17 protein-coding genes are annotated in these 17,050 nt (G+C 67.6%); 6 read left to right on the plus strand and 11 right to left on the minus strand.

What is annotated here, in order from left to right; translation table 11 throughout:
• Nucleotides 1-2: 2 nt before the first annotated feature.
• From nadC to nadA, 3 genes are read right to left on the minus strand one after another with little or no spacing between them, the layout of a single operon-like run.
• A complete protein-coding gene (gene nadC, locus P9A17_RS29965; protein WP_278042415.1) occupies nt 3-860 on the minus strand; it encodes a carboxylating nicotinate-nucleotide diphosphorylase in 858 nt (285 codons plus the stop codon).
• A complete protein-coding gene (locus tag P9A17_RS29970) occupies nt 857-2,410 on the minus strand; it encodes an L-aspartate oxidase (RefSeq protein ID WP_278042416.1) in 1,554 nt (517 codons plus the stop codon). The genes nadC and P9A17_RS29970 overlap by 4 nt, the downstream gene beginning before the upstream one ends.
• The gene (gene nadA / locus P9A17_RS29975) at nt 2,407-3,438 is read right to left on the minus strand and encodes a quinolinate synthase NadA (RefSeq protein WP_278042417.1); all 1,032 of its coding nucleotides are present in this window, start codon (nt 3,436-3,438) and stop codon (nt 2,407-2,409) included. Before nadA ends, P9A17_RS29970 begins: the two co-directional genes overlap by 4 nt.
• Before the next feature lie 46 nt (nt 3,439-3,484).
• On the opposite strand from nadA, the gene P9A17_RS29980 reads away from it, so the two are divergent.
• Nucleotides 3,485-4,189, plus strand: a complete 705-nt coding sequence (locus P9A17_RS29980; protein ID WP_278042418.1) for an NUDIX domain-containing protein — start codon at nt 3,485-3,487, stop codon at nt 4,187-4,189.
• Nucleotides 4,190-4,231: 42 nt separating this feature from the next.
• Nucleotides 4,232-5,599, plus strand: coding sequence for a lipase family protein (locus P9A17_RS29985; RefSeq protein ID WP_278042419.1), 1,368 nt, complete (start codon nt 4,232-4,234; stop codon nt 5,597-5,599).
• Here the strand turns inward: P9A17_RS29985 and P9A17_RS29990 are convergent.
• Genes P9A17_RS29990 through bioB form a run of 3 tightly spaced genes read right to left on the minus strand, consistent with a single transcriptional unit; the run spans nt 5,535 to nt 7,458 of the window.
• Entirely contained in the window at nt 5,535-6,188 is a 654-nt protein-coding gene (locus P9A17_RS29990) for a DUF2567 domain-containing protein (RefSeq protein WP_278042420.1), read from the minus strand. The two genes, P9A17_RS29985 and P9A17_RS29990, sit on opposite strands and share 65 nt — an antisense overlap.
• Nucleotides 6,185-6,433: a hypothetical protein gene (locus P9A17_RS29995; RefSeq protein WP_278042493.1), complete on the minus strand. Its 249-nt coding sequence runs from the start codon at nt 6,431-6,433 to the stop codon at nt 6,185-6,187. Before P9A17_RS29995 ends, P9A17_RS29990 begins: the two co-directional genes overlap by 4 nt.
• 29 nt (nt 6,434-6,462) lie before the next feature.
• The gene (gene bioB, locus P9A17_RS30000) at nt 6,463-7,458 is read right to left on the minus strand and encodes a biotin synthase BioB (RefSeq protein WP_278042421.1); all 996 of its coding nucleotides are present in this window, start codon (nt 7,456-7,458) and stop codon (nt 6,463-6,465) included.
• A gap of 45 nt (nt 7,459-7,503) precedes the next feature.
• Here bioB and P9A17_RS30005 point away from each other — a divergent pair, with 45 nt between their 5' ends.
• Complete coding sequence (locus tag P9A17_RS30005; protein WP_278042422.1) at nt 7,504-8,112, plus strand: TetR/AcrR family transcriptional regulator C-terminal domain-containing protein; 609 nt, start codon at nt 7,504-7,506, stop codon at nt 8,110-8,112.
• On the opposite strand, the gene P9A17_RS30010 is transcribed toward P9A17_RS30005, so the two are convergent.
• On the minus strand, nt 8,097-8,255 hold the full coding sequence (locus tag P9A17_RS30010) for a hypothetical protein (RefSeq protein ID WP_278042423.1): 159 nt from the start codon (nt 8,253-8,255) through the stop codon (nt 8,097-8,099). The two genes, P9A17_RS30005 and P9A17_RS30010, sit on opposite strands and share 16 nt — an antisense overlap.
• Nucleotides 8,256-8,352: 97 nt before the next feature.
• On the opposite strand from P9A17_RS30010, the gene P9A17_RS30015 reads away from it, so the two are divergent.
• A complete protein-coding gene (locus tag P9A17_RS30015) occupies nt 8,353-8,997 on the plus strand; it encodes a class I SAM-dependent methyltransferase (RefSeq protein WP_278042424.1) in 645 nt (214 codons plus the stop codon).
• A gap of 14 nt (nt 8,998-9,011) precedes the next feature.
• Here the strand turns inward: P9A17_RS30015 and P9A17_RS30020 are convergent, their stop codons facing one another.
• Genes P9A17_RS30020 through P9A17_RS30035 form a run of 4 tightly spaced genes read right to left on the minus strand, consistent with a single transcriptional unit; the run spans nt 9,012 to nt 12,686 of the window.
• Nucleotides 9,012-9,536, minus strand: a complete 525-nt coding sequence (locus P9A17_RS30020) for a 2'-5' RNA ligase family protein (protein ID WP_278042425.1) — start codon at nt 9,534-9,536, stop codon at nt 9,012-9,014.
• The gene (gene bioD / locus P9A17_RS30025) at nt 9,536-10,216 is read right to left on the minus strand and encodes a dethiobiotin synthase (RefSeq protein ID WP_278042426.1); all 681 of its coding nucleotides are present in this window, start codon (nt 10,214-10,216) and stop codon (nt 9,536-9,538) included. Before bioD ends, P9A17_RS30020 begins: the two co-directional genes overlap by 1 nt.
• A complete protein-coding gene (locus P9A17_RS30030; protein WP_278042427.1) occupies nt 10,213-11,355 on the minus strand; it encodes an 8-amino-7-oxononanoate synthase in 1,143 nt (380 codons plus the stop codon). Before P9A17_RS30030 ends, bioD begins: the two co-directional genes overlap by 4 nt.
• A gap of 29 nt (nt 11,356-11,384) precedes the next feature.
• Complete coding sequence (locus P9A17_RS30035) at nt 11,385-12,686, minus strand: adenosylmethionine--8-amino-7-oxononanoate transaminase (protein WP_278042428.1); 1,302 nt, start codon at nt 12,684-12,686, stop codon at nt 11,385-11,387.
• A gap of 23 nt (nt 12,687-12,709) precedes the next feature.
• On the opposite strand from P9A17_RS30035, the gene P9A17_RS30040 reads away from it, so the two are divergent.
• Complete coding sequence (locus tag P9A17_RS30040) at nt 12,710-14,905, plus strand: acyltransferase family protein (protein ID WP_278042429.1); 2,196 nt, start codon at nt 12,710-12,712, stop codon at nt 14,903-14,905.
• The gene (gene glgX, locus P9A17_RS30045; RefSeq protein ID WP_278042431.1) at nt 14,905-17,049 is read left to right on the plus strand and encodes a glycogen debranching protein GlgX; all 2,145 of its coding nucleotides are present in this window, start codon (nt 14,905-14,907) and stop codon (nt 17,047-17,049) included. The genes P9A17_RS30040 and glgX overlap by 1 nt, the downstream gene beginning before the upstream one ends.
• The last annotated feature ends 1 nt before the right edge of the window (nt 17,050 follow it).

Below are 17,050 nucleotides of genomic sequence, written 5' to 3' on the forward strand. Positions count from 1 at the left end.
GTCTACAGATCTAACCCGAGATCGAGCACTCGGACCGAATGGGTCAGTGCGCCGACCGCGAGGTAGTCGACTCCGGTTCCCGCGTATTCGGCCGCGTTCTCCAGCGCGAGGCCGCCCGAGGACTCCAGCTTCGTCTGCGGCGACCGGGAGTCGCGGCGCTGCACGGCGATCTGCGTCTGCCAGACCGGGAAGTTGTCCAGCAGCACCAGTTCCACACCTTCGGCGAGTACCTCGTCGAGCTGCTCGAGCGAGTCGACCTCGACCTCGCACGGCAGATCCGGTGCCGCTGAACGCACTTCGCGAAGCGCGGCGACAACCGAACCTGCCGCTGCCACGTGGTTGTCCTTGATCAGTGCCGCGTCGCCGAGACCCATGCGATGGTTCACCCCGCCGCCGACCCGCACCGCATACTTCTGCAGCGCCCTCAGCCCGGGCAGTGTCTTCCTGGTGTCGCGCACCTGCGCCCGGGTGCCGGACACCGCCTCGACCCACGCCGCGGTGGCGGTCGCTATCCCGGACAGGTGGCAGACCAGGTTGAGCATCGTGCGTTCCGCGGTGAGCAGGCCACGCGTCGGCCCCTCGACGGACAGCGCGACGCCGCCCGGTTCGAGCATGGTGCCGTCGGCGACCCGGTGTTCGACGCGGTAGCCGTCGGCGCCGAGCACCTCGTCGAGTACGAGCAGTGCCAGATCCAGGCCGGCGATGACCCCGAACTCCCGCGTCACCATCGAGGCGGTGGTCCGGGCATCAGCGGGGACGGTGGCAAGCGTCGTCACGTCCGGTCCGTAACGCAGGTCTTCGTCGAGCGCGCGGGTGATCACGGCACGAGCCTCGGCGAGCTCGCTGTCGGTGAGCGTCACGGGCACCCCACCGTCGCCGCCCCGCGGACGGCGCTGAATGCCTGAGCCGGGTCGGGTTCAGGGAAGTCGGAGCGGTGGTGGCAGCCGCGGGTTTCGGTGCGCGCCAACGCCGCTGCGGTGACCGCACCTGCGACGGCCGTCAGCGCGGCGTCCTCGAAGTCTCGTCGCGACCGCAGTGCTCGCGGAGTGGCGGTCTCGAGCCGTTCCGCCAGTTCGCGGAGTCCTTCGCCGCTGCGGACGACGGATGCGTGGTGGGTCATGGCGTGTTGCAGTTCGGTGCGGGACAGCGCGGGCCGAAGCGGCGCACCAGGGTCGACGACGCGGCTGGGTCCCGCCGTCACGGCGCGGTCAGCTGCCGCCGCGCCGGCCCGGCCACCGACGACCAGACCTTCGAGAAGGCTGTTGGAGGCGAGCCGGTTGGCGCCGTGCATGCCGGTGCGCGCCACTTCTCCCGCGGCGAAAAGCCCCGCGACGTCGGTACGCCCGTGCACGTCGGTGACCACGCCGCCGCAGCTGTAATGGGCTCCCGGGACCACCGGGATCTGCTGTCCGGTCGGATCGATTCCGGCGTCCAGGCAGGCGGCATTGACGGTCGGGAACCGGCGGGCGAAGTCGGCGACACGGCGGGCATCGAGGTACACACAGGCATCCCCGGTCGCCGCGAGCCGCGCTTCGATCGCCGCGGCCACGACATCACGGGGCGCCAGATCACCCATCGGATGCACGCCCGATGTCACCGACCTTCCTTGTGCATCAACAAGTTGTGCACCTTCGCCACGCAGCGCCTCGGTGATCAGCGGGCGCCTGCCCCCACCATTGCCGGTGTACAGCATCGTGGGGTGGAACTGGATGAACTCGATGTCGCCGACCGGCAGGCCGGCCCACATCGCCAGGGCCACACCGTCACCGGTCGATCCGTCCGGGTTCGTGGTCGCCCGGTAGAGATGACCGAGTCCGCCGGTCGCGAGAATCACCGACGGTGCGTAGATCGCACCGAGTCCGTCGTCGCTGAGGACGGTCACACCGGCGACGGCCCCGTCGTCGAGGATCAGGTCCAGCGCCACATGATTGCGGCGGATGTCGAGGGTCGCTGCGGCGTGGTCGAGCGCACGCTGCACCTCGGCGCCCGTCGCGTCCCCACCGGAATGGATGATGCGTCGCCGGGTGTGGCCGCCCTCGCGGGTCAGCGCCCACTGTCCCGGCGACGATTCATCGAATTGTGCACCCGCGGAGACCAAGTCGGCCACGGCCCGGTATCCGTCGGCGACGATGGAGCGGACCGCCTCCGGATCGCACAGGCCCGCGCCTGCTGCCAGCGTGTCCGCGACGTGCGCCTCCACGGAATCGTCCGTGTCGGGCAGGACGACGGCGATACCGCCCTGTGCATAGAACGTCGCGGTCTCGCTGGCCTTGCTGAGCAGGACGACGGTGAGCCCGCGGCGGTGCGCGGCGAGCGCGGCGGCCAGTCCGGCAACCCCGGTGCCGACGATGACGACATCGGCACGCCGACGCCAGCCGGCGGCGCCGCCGCAGCCGGAGAACGCGGTCATTCCCCGCCGCCGGGCTGCCCGATCTCGATCATCCGCTGGACGCTCTTGCGTCCCGCCGCTGCGACGTCCAGGTCCACGTGCACCTCGTCGGCGCCCTCGATGAGGCAGCGCAGCATCGCGGCCGGCGTGATCATCTTCATGTACCGGCAGGACGCGCGGTCGTTGACGGCCCGGAAGTCGACATCGGGTGCGGCGCGCCGCAACTGGTGCAGCATGCCGACCTCGGTGGCGACCAGCACCTGACGGGCGCCGGTCTCGCGGGCCGCATCCAGCATGCCTCCCGTTGACAGGATCTTGACCCGGTCCTCGGGGAAGGCGCCCTCGCCCGCGAGGTACAGAGCCGATGTCGCGCAACCACATTCGGGGTGCACGTACAGCTCGGCGTCAGGGTGCGCGCGGGCCTGGTCGGCCAGCTCGTCACCGTTGATGCCGGCGTGGACGTGGCACTCGCCCGCCCACACGTGCAGGTTCTTGCGGCCGGTCATCCGCCGCACATGGGCGCCGAGAAACTGATCGGGGCAGAACAACACCTCACGGTCTTCGGGGATGGACGCGACGACCTCGACGGCGTTCGACGACGTGCAGCAGATGTCGGTCTCGGCCTTCACCGCAGCAGTGGTGTTGACGTAGGACACGACCACCGCACCCGGGTGCTCGGCCTTCCAGGCCCGCAGCTCGTCGGCGGTGATCGAATCGGCCAGTGAGCACCCGGCTCGCTGATCCGGGATCAGCACCGTCTTCTCAGGCGACAGGATCTTGGCGGTCTCGGCCATGAAATGCACGCCGGCGAACACGATCGTGTCCTCGGGCACCTCGGCGGCGATCCGCGACAGAGCGAGCGAGTCACCGACGTGGTCGGCGACGTCCTGAATGGCGGGCAACTGGTAGTTGTGCGCGAGCAGCGTCGCGCCGCGCAGCTTCAGAAGCCGGCGGACCTCGGCGGCCCACTCCTCGTCACCGTCGACACCGGAAAACCCACCAGGGCCGTCCACGATCCGGTCCGCAAGTTCGTTCGCGAGAACCGTCATCGCCGTCTCCTTCACTCATCGAGGTTTTCGACTTACAATCGAAAACATGGCTCATACTAGCACTGAACATGAGGTGCTCGCCGTCGTGTTCCAGGTGCGCCAGGCACAGGGGCCCGCCACCGAGCGGAGACCTGCACTTCACGTCCTGTTATGGCAGCGCGCGCTCGAACCGGAGAAGGAAAAGTGGTCGCTACCGGGCGGCAGGCTCGACTCCGACGAGGACCTCATCACCTCGGTCCGCCGCCAACTCGCCGAAAAAGTCGACCTCCAGCAACTCGCTCACCTCGAACAGCTGGCGGTGTTCTCCGACCCCACGCGGGTGCCCGGACCGCGCACCATCGCCTCGACCTTCCTGGGCCTCGTCCCTTCCCCCTCCACCCCGGAACTGCCCCCGGACACCCGATGGCATCCGGTGAGCGACCTTCCGGCGATGGCCTTCGACCACGGACCGATGGTCGAGCACGCGCGCAACCGGCTCGTCGCCAAGCTGTCCTACACCAACATCGGATTCGCCTTGGCCCCAGGCGAATTCGCGCTCTCCGCACTACGCGACATCTACAGTGCGGCCCTCGGACATCCGGTCGACGCCACGAACCTGCAGCGCGTCCTGGAACGACGCAACGTCATCACGAAGACCGGTACGACGGGCCGTTCCGGCCGCAGCGGCGGCCGTCCCGCGGCGCTCTACCGATTCACCGAAGCCCGCTACCGCGTCACCGACGAGTTCGCCGCACTTCGCCCGCCCGGGTGAGTCGACTGGATTCTTAAGGGCTTCTTAAGTAACAATGCCGGGATGGACTTGGGCAATGTGGCACGGTCGAGCGCCGATCCCGAATGGATCGGCCAGCCCTTCCATGAGCCGCTGCAACCCAGGACTCGGCCGGTCATACCGGCCAAAGATGCGTTCTACCAGCCGCCCGCCGGCTACGAACACGCCCGTCCCGGCACCATCCTGCGCTCGCGCGACGTAGAACTGGCGTTCCTCGGGTTCATCCCGCAGAAATTCCACGCCACCCAGCTTCTGTACCGCACCACCGACCTCAACGGTGAGCCGCAGGCCACCGTCACCACCGTCGTCGTTCCGACGGAACGGACATCCGAGGGCGCCCCCGGACAGACACTGCCGATCGTGTCCTACCAGTGCGCGATCGATGCGGTGGCCGGACGCTGCTTCCCGTCGTACGCGCTGCGTCGCGGCGCGAAGGCCATCGGCGCGGTCGCACAGTTCGAATTCCTCCTCGTCGCGGCCGCCCTCGCGGAGGGCTGGGCAGTGTCGATTCCCGACCATGAGGGCACCACAGGGATGTGGGGCGCCCCCTACGAGCCCGGCTATCACGTTCTGGACGGCCTCCGCGCCGCGCTCAACCACACACCGCTGAAGCTTGCGGCAGAGGCGCCCATCGGGCTGTGGGGATACTCAGGCGGCGGCCTGGCGTCGGCGTGGGCCGCCGAAGTGCAGGACGCCTACGCGCCCGAACTCAACCTCGTCGGAGCTGTCCTGGGCTCACCCGTCGGCGATCTCGGCCACACCTTCCGCCGCCTCAACGGCAGCATCTACTCGGGACTGCCCGCCATGGTCGTCGCCGCGTTGACCCATATCTACCCGGACCTCCACCGCATCATCGACGAGCACGCCACCGTGGACGGCAAAGCGTTGCTCGCGCGGATCGAGAAGATGACCACCGCGCACGCCATGATCCGGATGGCCGGCAAGGACATGGCCCACCTGGTCGACCGTCCGCTCGAAGAGATCCTGCTGACCCCCGAGGTTCAGCACGTCTTCGACAGCATCAAGCTGGGCACCAGCGCGCCGAAAACCCCGGTGCTCATCGTGCAGGCCGTCCACGACCGCATCATTTCCGTCGACGACATCGACGAGCTGACCGAGACCTACACCAAGGGCGGCGCCAGCGTCACCTATCACCGCGACATGCTCAGCGAGCATCTGCTGCTGCATCCGATGTCGGCGCCGATGACGCTGCGCTGGCTGCGGGATCGCTTCGCGGGCCGGCCATTGCGGGCACACATCGAGCGCACCAAATGGCCGACGCTGCTCAACCCGTCCACCTACCGGGGAATGCTGACCCTCGGCAAGATCACGGCGAAGGTGGTACTGGGGCGGCAGGTGCAGCGTCAGCCGCTGTCCCGATTCGACCAATAGGCCGCGGGTACTCGACCGGCGGCCACGCGCCGAGATCGTCACGTGAATGGGCAACTGCGGCAAGCAGATAGACGATTGCGGCCACCGCTGCCGGAAACAGCAACGTGGCGGCAATCTGCGCCGCCGAATGACCGAAGAACACCGATGGCGCTTCGGTGATGTAGTGGAACCGCTGCTGGTCGGTCACCGGCGCCGACGCGATGTCGACGGAGCCGTAGCGCAGATGTACGAGCAGCGCACCGACGCCCGCGCAGGCCCCCGCGGCGGCCACCGAGCCGAACGACAGCGCCGCCATCATCACGGGGCCGCGATGAGACTTCCACTGCCACACCAGGACAGCGGCGACGACGGCGAGCACCGAAAGCATGCCGACGACCAGGAACGCCGAAGTGAACCAGTTGTCGGACTCGGCGCCAAGATACGCCTTGATCCGGTCGCCGTCCCGCGTCAGCGCGATCACGCCCTTGACCGGCGGCGCCAGCCACGCCCACAACGCACCGACGACCACGCCCGCCACCGCCAGCCCGGCGACGACGGACGCGACCGCCCTGCTCCGGGAAGCGGTGGGTGGCACAGCAGCGCCGGTCATCGGAACAGATCCAGATCCGTCGAATCCACCAGCCCGTGACGCGAACACTTCGCCCACCACCCGTCGGGTCGCACCTGGACGATCATCCGACGACCGCAGGCAGCGCAGAACCGGGGCGGTTCCAGACCGAGCTGGGCCGCCGTCGGGATGCTACTGCCGGCCAACTCGGTGGACGCAGCGCCCGTATAAACGTTGAATTCCCCCGCGCCGACGGGAGCGGGCAGCTCGGAGCTGTCTGTGACCATCACCTGATCGGTTCTACCGTGTGCCGGTACTACAGCGTCGCGTTGAGGGCCTTGATCGGCATCTGCAGATCGTCGAGCAGCTGCAGATCGGCTTCCGCGGGACGGCCCAGCGTCGTCAGGTAGTTGCCGACGATGACGGCGTTGATGCCGCCGAGGATGCCCTGCTTGGCGCCGAGGTCACCGAGGGTGATCTCACGGCCACCAGCGAAGCGCAGCATCGTGCGGGGCAGCGCCAGCCGGAACGCGGCAACGGCCTTGAGCGCCTCCGACGCCGGCAACACCTCAAGATCCCCGAACGGGGTGCCCGGGCGTGGATTGAGGAAGTTCAGCGGAACCTCGTGCGGGTCGAGCTCGGCGAGGTTGGCGGCGAACTCGGCACGCTGCTCCAGCGTTTCACCCATGCCGAGGATTCCGCCGCAGCACACCTCCATGCCGGCATCGCGCACCATTTGCAGTGTGCCCCAACGCTCTTCCCACGAGTGGGTGGTGACGACGTTGGTGAAGAACGAGCGCGCGGTCTCGAGGTTGTGGTTGTAGCGGTGCACACCCATCGCCGAGAGCTGCTCAACCTGGTCCTGGGTGAGCATGCCCAGCGAGCACGCGATCTGGATGTTCACCTCGTTGCGGATCGCTTCGATACCCGCAGCGACCTGCGCCAGCAGCCGCTCGTCGGGTCCACGCACCGCAGCAACGATGCAGAACTCGGTGGCGCCGGTCTTCGCGGTCTGCTTGGCGGCCTCGACGAGGCTCGGGATATCCAGCCAGGCGCTGCGCACCGGGGAGGCGAAAAGACCTGACTGCGAACAGAAGTGGCAGTCCTCGGGGCAGCCGCCGGTCTTGAGGCTGATGATGCCCTCGACCTCGACATCGGGACCACACCACTTCATCCGGACCTCGTGCGCGAGTTCCAGCAGGGCGTCGAGCTGGTCGTCAGGCAACTGCAGCACCTGAAGCGTCTGGTCCTGATCGAGTCCTTCGCCACGCTCAAGCACCTGCTCGCGCGCTTGAACCAGAATGTCCGTCACCTAGGTCGCCCTCCTCTTGAACACCGTTCAGGTTAGGGTATCGGCGTGCAGCTCCACAAACGCGACGTGGTCGACATGGCCACCTCACTGCTGGACAACTACGGCATCGCCGACCTGTCGATGCGGCGCCTGGCCCGCGAGCTGAACGTCTCCCCCGGCGCCCTCTACTGGCATTTCGCCAACAAGCAGCAGCTCCTCGGCGCGGTCGCCGACCGGATTCTGCAACCGGTGGGCGCCATCGAGGGCGACTGGCGGACCCGCGTCGAAGCCGCCTGCACGCAACTCCGCGACGCACTGCTGTCGCACACCGACGGCGCCGAGCTCGTGTCGGCCAGTTTTGCCGCCGGACAGTCGAAAACCATGACGGCGGTACTGGCGAGGCTCACCCGCGATGCCAGTGACGCCGGTGTGGCGCCCGAGCACGCCGAGTTGGCCGCCCGCACCGTGATCTATTATGTGCTCGGATTCACCGCCGACGAACAATCCCGGCTGCAGTGGGACGCGGCAGGCGCCGATGTCGGGCCGACCGTGTGGGACGAGGATCCGAGCACCCGGTTCGCGTTCGGGCTGCGGCTGCTCACCGACGGCATCGCCACGCACAGCGAAAGTGTGTCCAACAGCGTTTCCGACTCGATTGTTCAGAATCCGCGGTAGTTCGCGACGTCGCGCATCCACTGCGGATCGCCGCCGTCGACGACGGCGCCGATGACCGCGATCGACGTTGTCGTCCACCAGTGCATGCGGCCGGGGCTCCAGCTCGACGCCCGGCCGGCTTTCTCGTCCGAAGCCTTAGCCACTGAGGCGTAAGGTACCCCCAGCATCGGCTGCGCGCGAAAGAATCTGGCCGACTTCAACACTGGATTGCCTGCGGATCGCTGACGAACATCGATGGACATGACCGAATCCATCTGGGCCACATGGCATGACAGCTACAGCGATCCAGAATCCGAGGTCTCGCACCGGCTGGTCCATGTCCGGCGGCGCCTCTCCGATGCCCTCGACGCCGCCCCGCCCGGCCCGATCAGGTTGATCAGTCTGTGCGCGGGCGAGGGTCGCGATGTTCTCGGGGTCCTGCCCGCCCATCCCCGACGCCCGGACGTGATCGCTCGCCTCGTCGAACTCAATCCCGACGTCGCCGCGGTCGCGCGCGCGTCGGCGGCTGCTGCGGGCCTCGACAACGTCGAGGTCGTCACGGGCGACGCAGCGCTCGTCGCCGCCTACGCGGACCTCGCACCTGCCGACGTCGTCTTGGCCTGCGGCATCTTCGGCAATGTCGACGACGCGGCCATCCGCGCCACCATCGACGGACTCCGGCAACTCAGCAAGCGAGGTGCGACGGTACTTTGGACGCGCAGCCGGCGCACGCCCGACGTCACAACAGACGTGCGGAGATGGTTCTCCGAAGTTGGCTTCGAGGAGGTCGGCTTCGACGTCGAGGACGGTCGCGACTTCAGCGTCGGCACACAACGTTTCGCAGGCGAAACACCACCTCTCGACGTCACTGCAAAGCTGTTCGAGTTCCTGCCAGACAAACGCTGACGCGGGTCGGGCGGTCAATCGATCGGATACTCGCACCTGGCGTTGCCGTCCCAGTGCCGCAGCCCGACAGCGGTGGCACCGATGTCCTGGGTGACACTCGCCAGAGCCAACGCGGTGGGCAGCTGATCGGAGGGGATTCGCCGCGCCAGCGTCACATGCGGCGTCCAATGACCCGGAACTGCGTGCGGGAGCGGGGTTTCCGTCATATGGGGTCGGCAGACCCGATTCACCTCGGCCTGCAGCTCCAACAAATCCGCCGACGGCACCACCAACCGCACGAGGGTCACCGACCGGCCGCCGCCGAACACCATCGGCGCGCCGAGGACGCACCGAAACGGCAGGCGGTCAAGCAGCGGGCACAATGCGTCGTTGACCGCGTCATCCATGTCGCCGGCCACCGTCAGCGTGACGTGCGGCCGGTTGGTCGGGGACCGATGGCCGGCCAGGCTTCGAATGCCGTTCTGCGCCAGTTCGTCCCACGCCTGGCGGACCGCCGCGTCGGTGTCCGCGTCGAACAGCAGCTCGACGGAGTGGACCATCAGACTGCGAGGCTCTCCACCCACGACCGGTCGAATGCCTGGGCGCTGATCCGCTCGAAATCCGGCGCGCCCAGCGATCCGACCCCCGCGGGCAGCGCGGCGCGCACCGGCGCCAGCCTCGCCAGCGCGTCGCGGTTGTCGATCTCGGCAACGCCCGGCTGCGCCGGCCACGAGCCGATCGCCAACCCCGCACTGGAAACGTCCTTGTGCGCCAATGCCTCCAACGTCAGCACGGTGTGGTTGAGGGTGCCGAGACCGGGCGCGACCACAGTCAGGACCGGCGCCTGCACATCCACCGCGAGATCGCGCAGCGTCACACCCCCCGCGCCGATCTCGACCAGCAGCCCTCCGGCACCTTCGACCAGCGTGAGCCTGCCCGGACGATGAGCTGCGGCGACCAGGTCACGCAACGCAGCCCTCGTCGGCAACTCGGCTCCGGCCCGCTGCGCGGCGGCCAGCGGCGCCAGTGGTTCGGGAAACTTTGCAAGAGAATGCACGTCGAAGACCCCCGCGAGGCGCGACACCTCGGCGAGGTCGTCGTCTCCGTCCTGCGTGCCCGTCTGCACGGGCTTGCATACCGCGACGTCGATGCCGGCAAGACGGGCATGACATGCCAGCGCCGCTGTGACGACGGTCTTTCCGATACCGGTCCCTGTTCCGGTGACGACGAGGACACTCACGCCTGCGAAAGCACCTCCGTCAGCACGTGGCGAGCCAGTGCCATCTCGTCGTCGGTCAGCGACGCCCGGGCCGTCAACCGCAGCCGGGAAGTTCCCTCCGGGACGGTCGGCGGGCGGAAGCAGCCGACGCGGACCCCGCGATCGAGGCAGGCGGCCGCAGCCGCGAAGGCGACCTCGGGGTCACCGAGTATTACCGACACCACCGCCGACGCCGGGGTTTCGGCGACGTCGCAGATCGACGCCAGGGTGGCCGCGTGGCACAGCACGCGTTGCGCCCGCCACGGTTCGTCGACGAGTAGCCGCAACGCCGCGTGCGCCGCGCCGACCGCCGCCGGCGCCAGGCCGGTGTCGAAGATGAACGGACGTGCCGCGTCGATGAGATGGGCCCGCACCGCCGCGGGCCCGAGCACCACCCCGCCCTGGCTGCCCAGCGCCTTCGACAGCGTCGTCGTCATCACGACATCCGGTGCGCCGGCCAGCCCGACCTCGTCGAGCAGACCGCGACCGCCGTCGCCGCGCACGCCGAGGCCGTGGGCCTCGTCCACGATCAGCAGCGCACCGTGTCTGCGGCAGGCGTCGTGCAGATCGCGCAGCGGAGCCAGATCACCATCGGCGGAGAACACCGAGTCGGTGACGACGACGGCCCGCTCTTCGGAACGCGACGCGAGCGCCTGTTCGACCGCGGACGCGTCGTTGTGCGGGGTGACGACCACCCGCGCGCGCGACAGTCGGCACGCGTCGACCAGGGAGGCGTGGGTATAGGCGTCGGACACCAACAGCGACCCAGGCCCCGACAGGGCGACGACGGCGCCGAGGTTGGCGGTATATCCGGAAGAGAACACCAGCGCCGACGCAGCGCCGACGAACGACGCGAGCGCGTTCTCGAATTCCTCGTGCAGTTCGGTGTTGCCGGTGACCAGCCGGGACCCGGTCGATCCGGCGCCCCAGGTGCGCAACGCGGCGACGCCGCCGTCGATCACCTCCGGATGCTGCGACAGCCCCAGATAGTCATTGGAGGCCAGATCAAGCTCGGCACCCACCGGCGGACGGGTGCGCAAAGCGCGCCGCAATCCGGCGGCCCGGCGCTGCGTCTCGACCTCGTCGAGCCACGCCAGCGGGGAAAGACCAACGCGCGTCACAGGTGCCCCCTTCGGCAATTGAACACCGTTCAGGTTAGTGCACGTGCGACCTCGATCATCGCGGAGGTGATCTGCGCGATCTCGGCGGCCGTACAGATATAGGGCGGCATGACGTAGATGAGATTGCGAAACGGCCGAAGCCAGACGCCGTGCTCGATGGCGACGGGCGTCGCGATGCCCAGGTCGACCGGCCGGTCCAACTCGATGACACCGATCGCGCCGAGAACCCGCACGTCAGCGACATTCGGTAGCGCCCCGGTGGGCGCCAGCCCGGTCCGCAGACCCTCTTCGATGGCCTGAACCTGCGTCTTCCAGTCGCCCGAGAGCAGCAGTTCCACCGAGGCCACGCTGACGGCGCACGCAAGCGCATTGGCCATGAAGGTGGGTCCGTGCATCAGCGCACCCGGCGCGTTCCCGCTGATCGTGTCGGCGACATCGCGCGTGCACAGCGTTGCGGCCAGCGTCAGATAGCCGCCCGTCAGCGCCTTGCCGACACACATGATGTCGGGGCACACCCCTGCGTGGTCGGCAGCGAACATCGCACCCGTGCGGCCGAAACCCGTGGCGATCTCGTCGAAAATCAGCAGTACGCCGTGCTCATCGCACAGCCTGCGCAGGTCCACCAGATACCGCGGGTCGTGGAATCGCATGCCGCCCGCGCCCTGCACGACAGGTTCGACGATGACGGCCGCCAGCTCGTCGGCGTGCCGCGCGAGTTGGGCTGCGAACTCCGCGACATAGTCCGCGTCGTACTCCGCGGGCACCGGCGGCGCGAACACCTGATCGGCCAGCAGCGAGTTCTCCCCCGTCCAGATCTCGTGCATGCCGCCCTGCGGATCGCACACGCTCATCGGGGTGAACGTGTCACCGTGGTAGCCGCCGCGCCATGTCATCAGCCGGCTCTTGCCGGGATGGCCGCTGCTGCGCCAGTACTGCAGCGCCATCTTGACCGCGACCTCCACCGAGACCGAACCGGAATCGCTGAAGAACACCGTCTCCAGACCGTCGGGTGTGACCTCGACAAGCAGTTGCGCCAGCCGCGCGGCAGGCTCATGGGTGAGACCGCCGAACATGACGTGGTTCATCGTCGCGAGTTGCCGCGTGATCGCCGCATCCAGCTCGGGATGGGCGTGGCCGTGGACGGCGGTCCACCACGACGCCATCGCGTCGAGCACCTCGACCTCGCGACCATCGTGGACCAGGGTCAACCACGCGCCGCGCGCCCCCACCGCCACGACCGGTGAGAGCGCGTCCTCACCGATCGGGCTGTACGGATGCCAGATGTGAGCGGCGTCAATGGCGCTGATCTCGGCGGGCCTCAACGCAGACACCTTCGGTAGATTAGCCGTCGACCATGATGACCCTTGCCCCCGCCCGACCGGCGAAGTCCGCCGCCAAGGGCCAGATCCCGTCTGCCCCGGCGCAGCCAGGTACCGGCATGGGAACACGCACGTCGGGTTTCTATCGGCACGATCTGGACGGCCTCCGGGGCGTGGCGATCGCTCTGGTCGCAGTCTTCCATGTGTGGTTCGGGCGGGTGTCCGGCGGCGTCGACGTCTTCCTCGTGCTGTCCGGCTTCTTCTTCGGCGGACGGTTGCTGCGCAACGCGCTGACCCCCGGCATGTCGCTGCGGCCGGTTCCCGAGATCACCCGGCTGATTCGACGCCTGCTCCCGGCACTGGTCGTCGTCCTCGCCGTCTCGGCGGTGCTGACGATCCTCATCCAGCCCGAGACCCGCTGGGAGGCCTTCGCCGATCAGAGCCTCGCGAGCCTCGGCTACTACCAGAACTGGGAACTGGCCAGCACGGCCGCCGACTACCTGCGCGCCGGAGAATCCGTCAGCCCGCTGCAACACATCTGGTCGATGTCGGTGCAGGGCCAGTTCTATATCGCGTTCCTTGCGCTGATCATGGTGTCGGCGTGGGTGTTCCGCCGCGTGTTCGGCAGGTACGCCCGGGCGGCGTTCGTGACCCTGCTCAGCGCGCTGACAATCGCGTCGTTCGTGTACGCGATCATCGCGCACAACACTGACCAGGCGACCGCCTACTACAACAGCTTCGCCCGAGCGTGGGAGCTGCTGCTCGGGGTGCTCGTCGGAGCAATGGTCACCTACGTGCGGTGGCCGATGTGGTTGCGCACCGTCTTCGCCGTCGTCGGGCTCGCCGCCATCCTGTCCTGTGGGGCGTTGATCGACGGCGTACACGAATTCCCCGGGCCGTGGGCTCTGGTCCCCGTCGGCGCGACACTGCTGTTCATCCTGTCCGCGGCCAACCGCTACGCCGATCCCCACACGGGCGGGCGCATCCCGGCGCCGAACCGACTGCTGGCTTCCAAACCCTTCGTGGCGCTGGGGGCGATGGCCTACGCGCTGTATCTGTGGCACTGGCCGCTGCTGATCTTCTATCTCGCCTACGTCGGCAACTCTCGGGTGAACTTCGTCGAAGGGGCGGTGATCCTGCTCGTTTCCGGCGTGCTGGCCTGGCTGACGACCCGCTACGTCGAAGAGCCACTGCGCGCCCGCGGCGCCCCGGCCAGGTCCGCCGCCGCCCCCAAACCTCCGCTGCGTACCAGGCTGCGCAGGCCAACCATCGTGCTGGGCTCCGCCGTCGCACTGCTCGGCGTGGCGTTGACGGCGACGTCATTCACCTGGCGCGAGCACGTCACCGTGCTGCGCGCCAACGGCAAAGAGCTCTCCAGCCTTTCGATCCGCGACTACCCCGGCGCCCGCGCACTGATCAACAACGCCAAAGTTCCGAAGCTCCCGATGCGGCCCACCGTCCTGGAAGCCAAGGACGACCTCCCCGAATCCACCACCGACGGCTGCATCAGCGACTTCGACAACGTCGGGATCATCAACTGCACCTACGGTGACAAGGCGGCCACCCGCACCATCGCTCTCGCGGGGGGTTCGCACGCCGAGCACTGGATCACCGCACTGGATCTGCTGGGCCGCATGCACAACTTCAAGGTGGTCACCTACCTGAAGATGGGCTGCCCCCTCACGACGGAGGGGAACCCGCTGGTGATGGGCGACAACCGCCCGTACCCGAAGTGCCGGGAGTGGAACGAGCGGGTGATGCCGCGGATCATCGCCGACAAGCCCGACTTCGTGTTCACCACGTCCACCCGACCGTGGAACATCAAACCGGGCGACGTGATGCCCTCCAGCTATCTCGGCATCTGGCAGGAGTTCTCCGACAACGACATTCCGATCCTGGCGATGCGGGACACCCCCTGGATGGTGCGCGACGGCGAGCCGTTCTTCCCGTCGGATTGCCTGGCCGACGGCGGCGACGCCATCTCGTGCGGGATCGAACGTTCCGAAGTACTGTCGGACCACAACCCGACCCTGGATTACCTGAAACGGTTCCCGATGCTCAAGCCGCTCGACATGAGCGATGCGGTGTGTCGATCCGACTACTGCCGAGCTGTGGAGGGAAATGTGTTGCTGTATCACGACGCTCACCACATCTCGTCGACGTACATGCGCACGATGGTCAACGAGCTGGGTCGCCAGATCGGTGCTGCGACAGGCTGGTGGACCGCCTGATGACCTCGGGCGAACGATCGGTCCCGACCGTCTGGCCGGGCACCCCCTACCCACTCGGCGCGACCTATGACGGTGCGGGCACCAACTTTTCGTTGTTCTCCGAAGTGGGCGACCGTGTCGAACTGTGCCTGATCGGGAAAGACGGCCGCGAGCAGCGCATCGACCTCGACGAGGTCGACGGCTACGTGTGGCACTGCTATCTGCCGACCATCACGCCGGGCCAGCGATACGGCTTCCGGGTGTACGGCCCGTGGGATCCCGCCGCCGGGCACCGCTGCGACCCCAGCAAGCTGCTGCTCGACCCCTACGGCAAGTCCTTCCACGGGGATTTCGACTTCACCCAGGCGCTGTATTCGTACGACTTGAACGCCGACGACCCGGCCAGCGGCGGAGTGCCGCCGCAGATCGATTCGCTCGGCCATACGATGACCAGCGTCGTCATCAACCCGTTCTTCCAGTGGGGGTCGGATCGCACACCGCGCACGCCGTACCACGAGACGGTGATCTACGAAGCGCACGTCAAGGGGATGACGCAAACCCATCCCGGCATACCCGAGGAACTACGCGGCACCTATGCGGGCCTGGGCCACCCCGCGGTGATCGACCATCTGAAGTCGCTCAACGTCACCGCCATCGAATTGATGCCGGTGCACCAGTTCATGCACGACCACCGGCTGATCGATCTCGGTCTGCGAAACTACTGGGGCTACAACACTTTCGGCTTCTTCGCGCCGCACTACCAGTACGCGGCCACCCGCAACGCCGGCGGCGCCGTCGCCGAGTTCAAGACGATGGTGCGCGCATTCCACGAGGCCGGCATCGAGGTGATCCTCGATGTCGTCTACAACCACACCGCCGAAGGCAACCACCTCGGTCCGACGATCAACTTCCGGGGTATCGACAACGCGGCCTACTACCGGCTGCTGGACGGCGACCTGCGCTACTACAAGGATTTCACCGGCACCGGAAACAGCTTGTCCGCCCGTCATCCGCACACGCTGCAGCTGATCATGGACTCGCTGCGGTACTGGGTGCTCGACATGCACGTCGACGGTTTCCGCTTCGATCTGGCCTCGACGCTGGCGCGGGAGTTCTACGACGTGGACCGGCTATCGGCGTTCTTCGACATCATCCAGCAGGACCCGGTCATCAGTCAGGTCAAGTTGATCGCCGAGCCGTGGGACATCGGCGAGGGCGGCTATCAGGTCGGGAATTTCCCAGGTTTGTGGACGGAATGGAACGGGAAGTATCGCGACACTGTGCGTGATTACTGGCGGGGCGAACCCGCAACCCTGGGTGAGTTCGCGTCCCGCCTGACCGGGTCGTCGGACCTCTACGAGGCGACCGGCCGACGGCCGAGTGCCAGCATCAACTTCGTCACGTGCCATGACGGATTCACCCTCAACGACCTGGTTTCCTACAACGAGAAGCACAACGCCGCCAACGGCGAGGACAACCGGGACGGCGAGAGCCACAACCGGTCCTGGAACTGCGGCGTCGAGGGGCCGACCGACGATGCGGACATCGTTGCGCTGCGCGGCAAGCAGATGCGCAACATCCTGGCCACGCTGATGCTGTCCCAGGGCACGCCGATGATCGCGCACGGCGACGAGATGGGCCGCACACAGCGCGGCAACAACAACGTCTACTGTCAGGACTCCGAGCTGTCCTGGATGGACTGGTCGCTGTGCCAGACCAACGCGGACCTGCTCGAATTCACCCGCACCATGGTGAAATTCCGGAAGGACCACCCGGCGTTCCGGCGCCGCCGCTTCTTCGACGGCAATGTGGTGCGCACCGAAGACCAGATCCGCGACATCGAGTGGCTGACCCAGTCCGGCATTGAGATGACGCCTGAGGACTGGGGTTCAGGATTCAAGTGCGTCTCCGTGTATCTCAACGGTGAGGCGATCCCCGCCCCCAACGTCCGCGGCGAACGCGTCGTCGACGACTGCTTCCTGCTGTGCTTCAACGCCCACGACGAAGAGGTCGTCTTCACCGTGCCCGACGCCGATTACGCCAAGGACTGGGTTGGTGCCGTCGACACCGCCCACCCCAGGGGCGAGAGCACACTGGAAGTAGCTGCCGGAGAGACTATTTCGCTGCAGCCCCGGTCCGTTCTGGTCCTCCGCAAGATCGCCTGAC

Origin of the sequence: Mycobacterium sp. 236(2023), from assembly GCF_029623955.1 — a bacterium.
Classification (GTDB): domain Bacteria; phylum Actinomycetota; class Actinomycetes; order Mycobacteriales; family Mycobacteriaceae; genus Mycobacterium.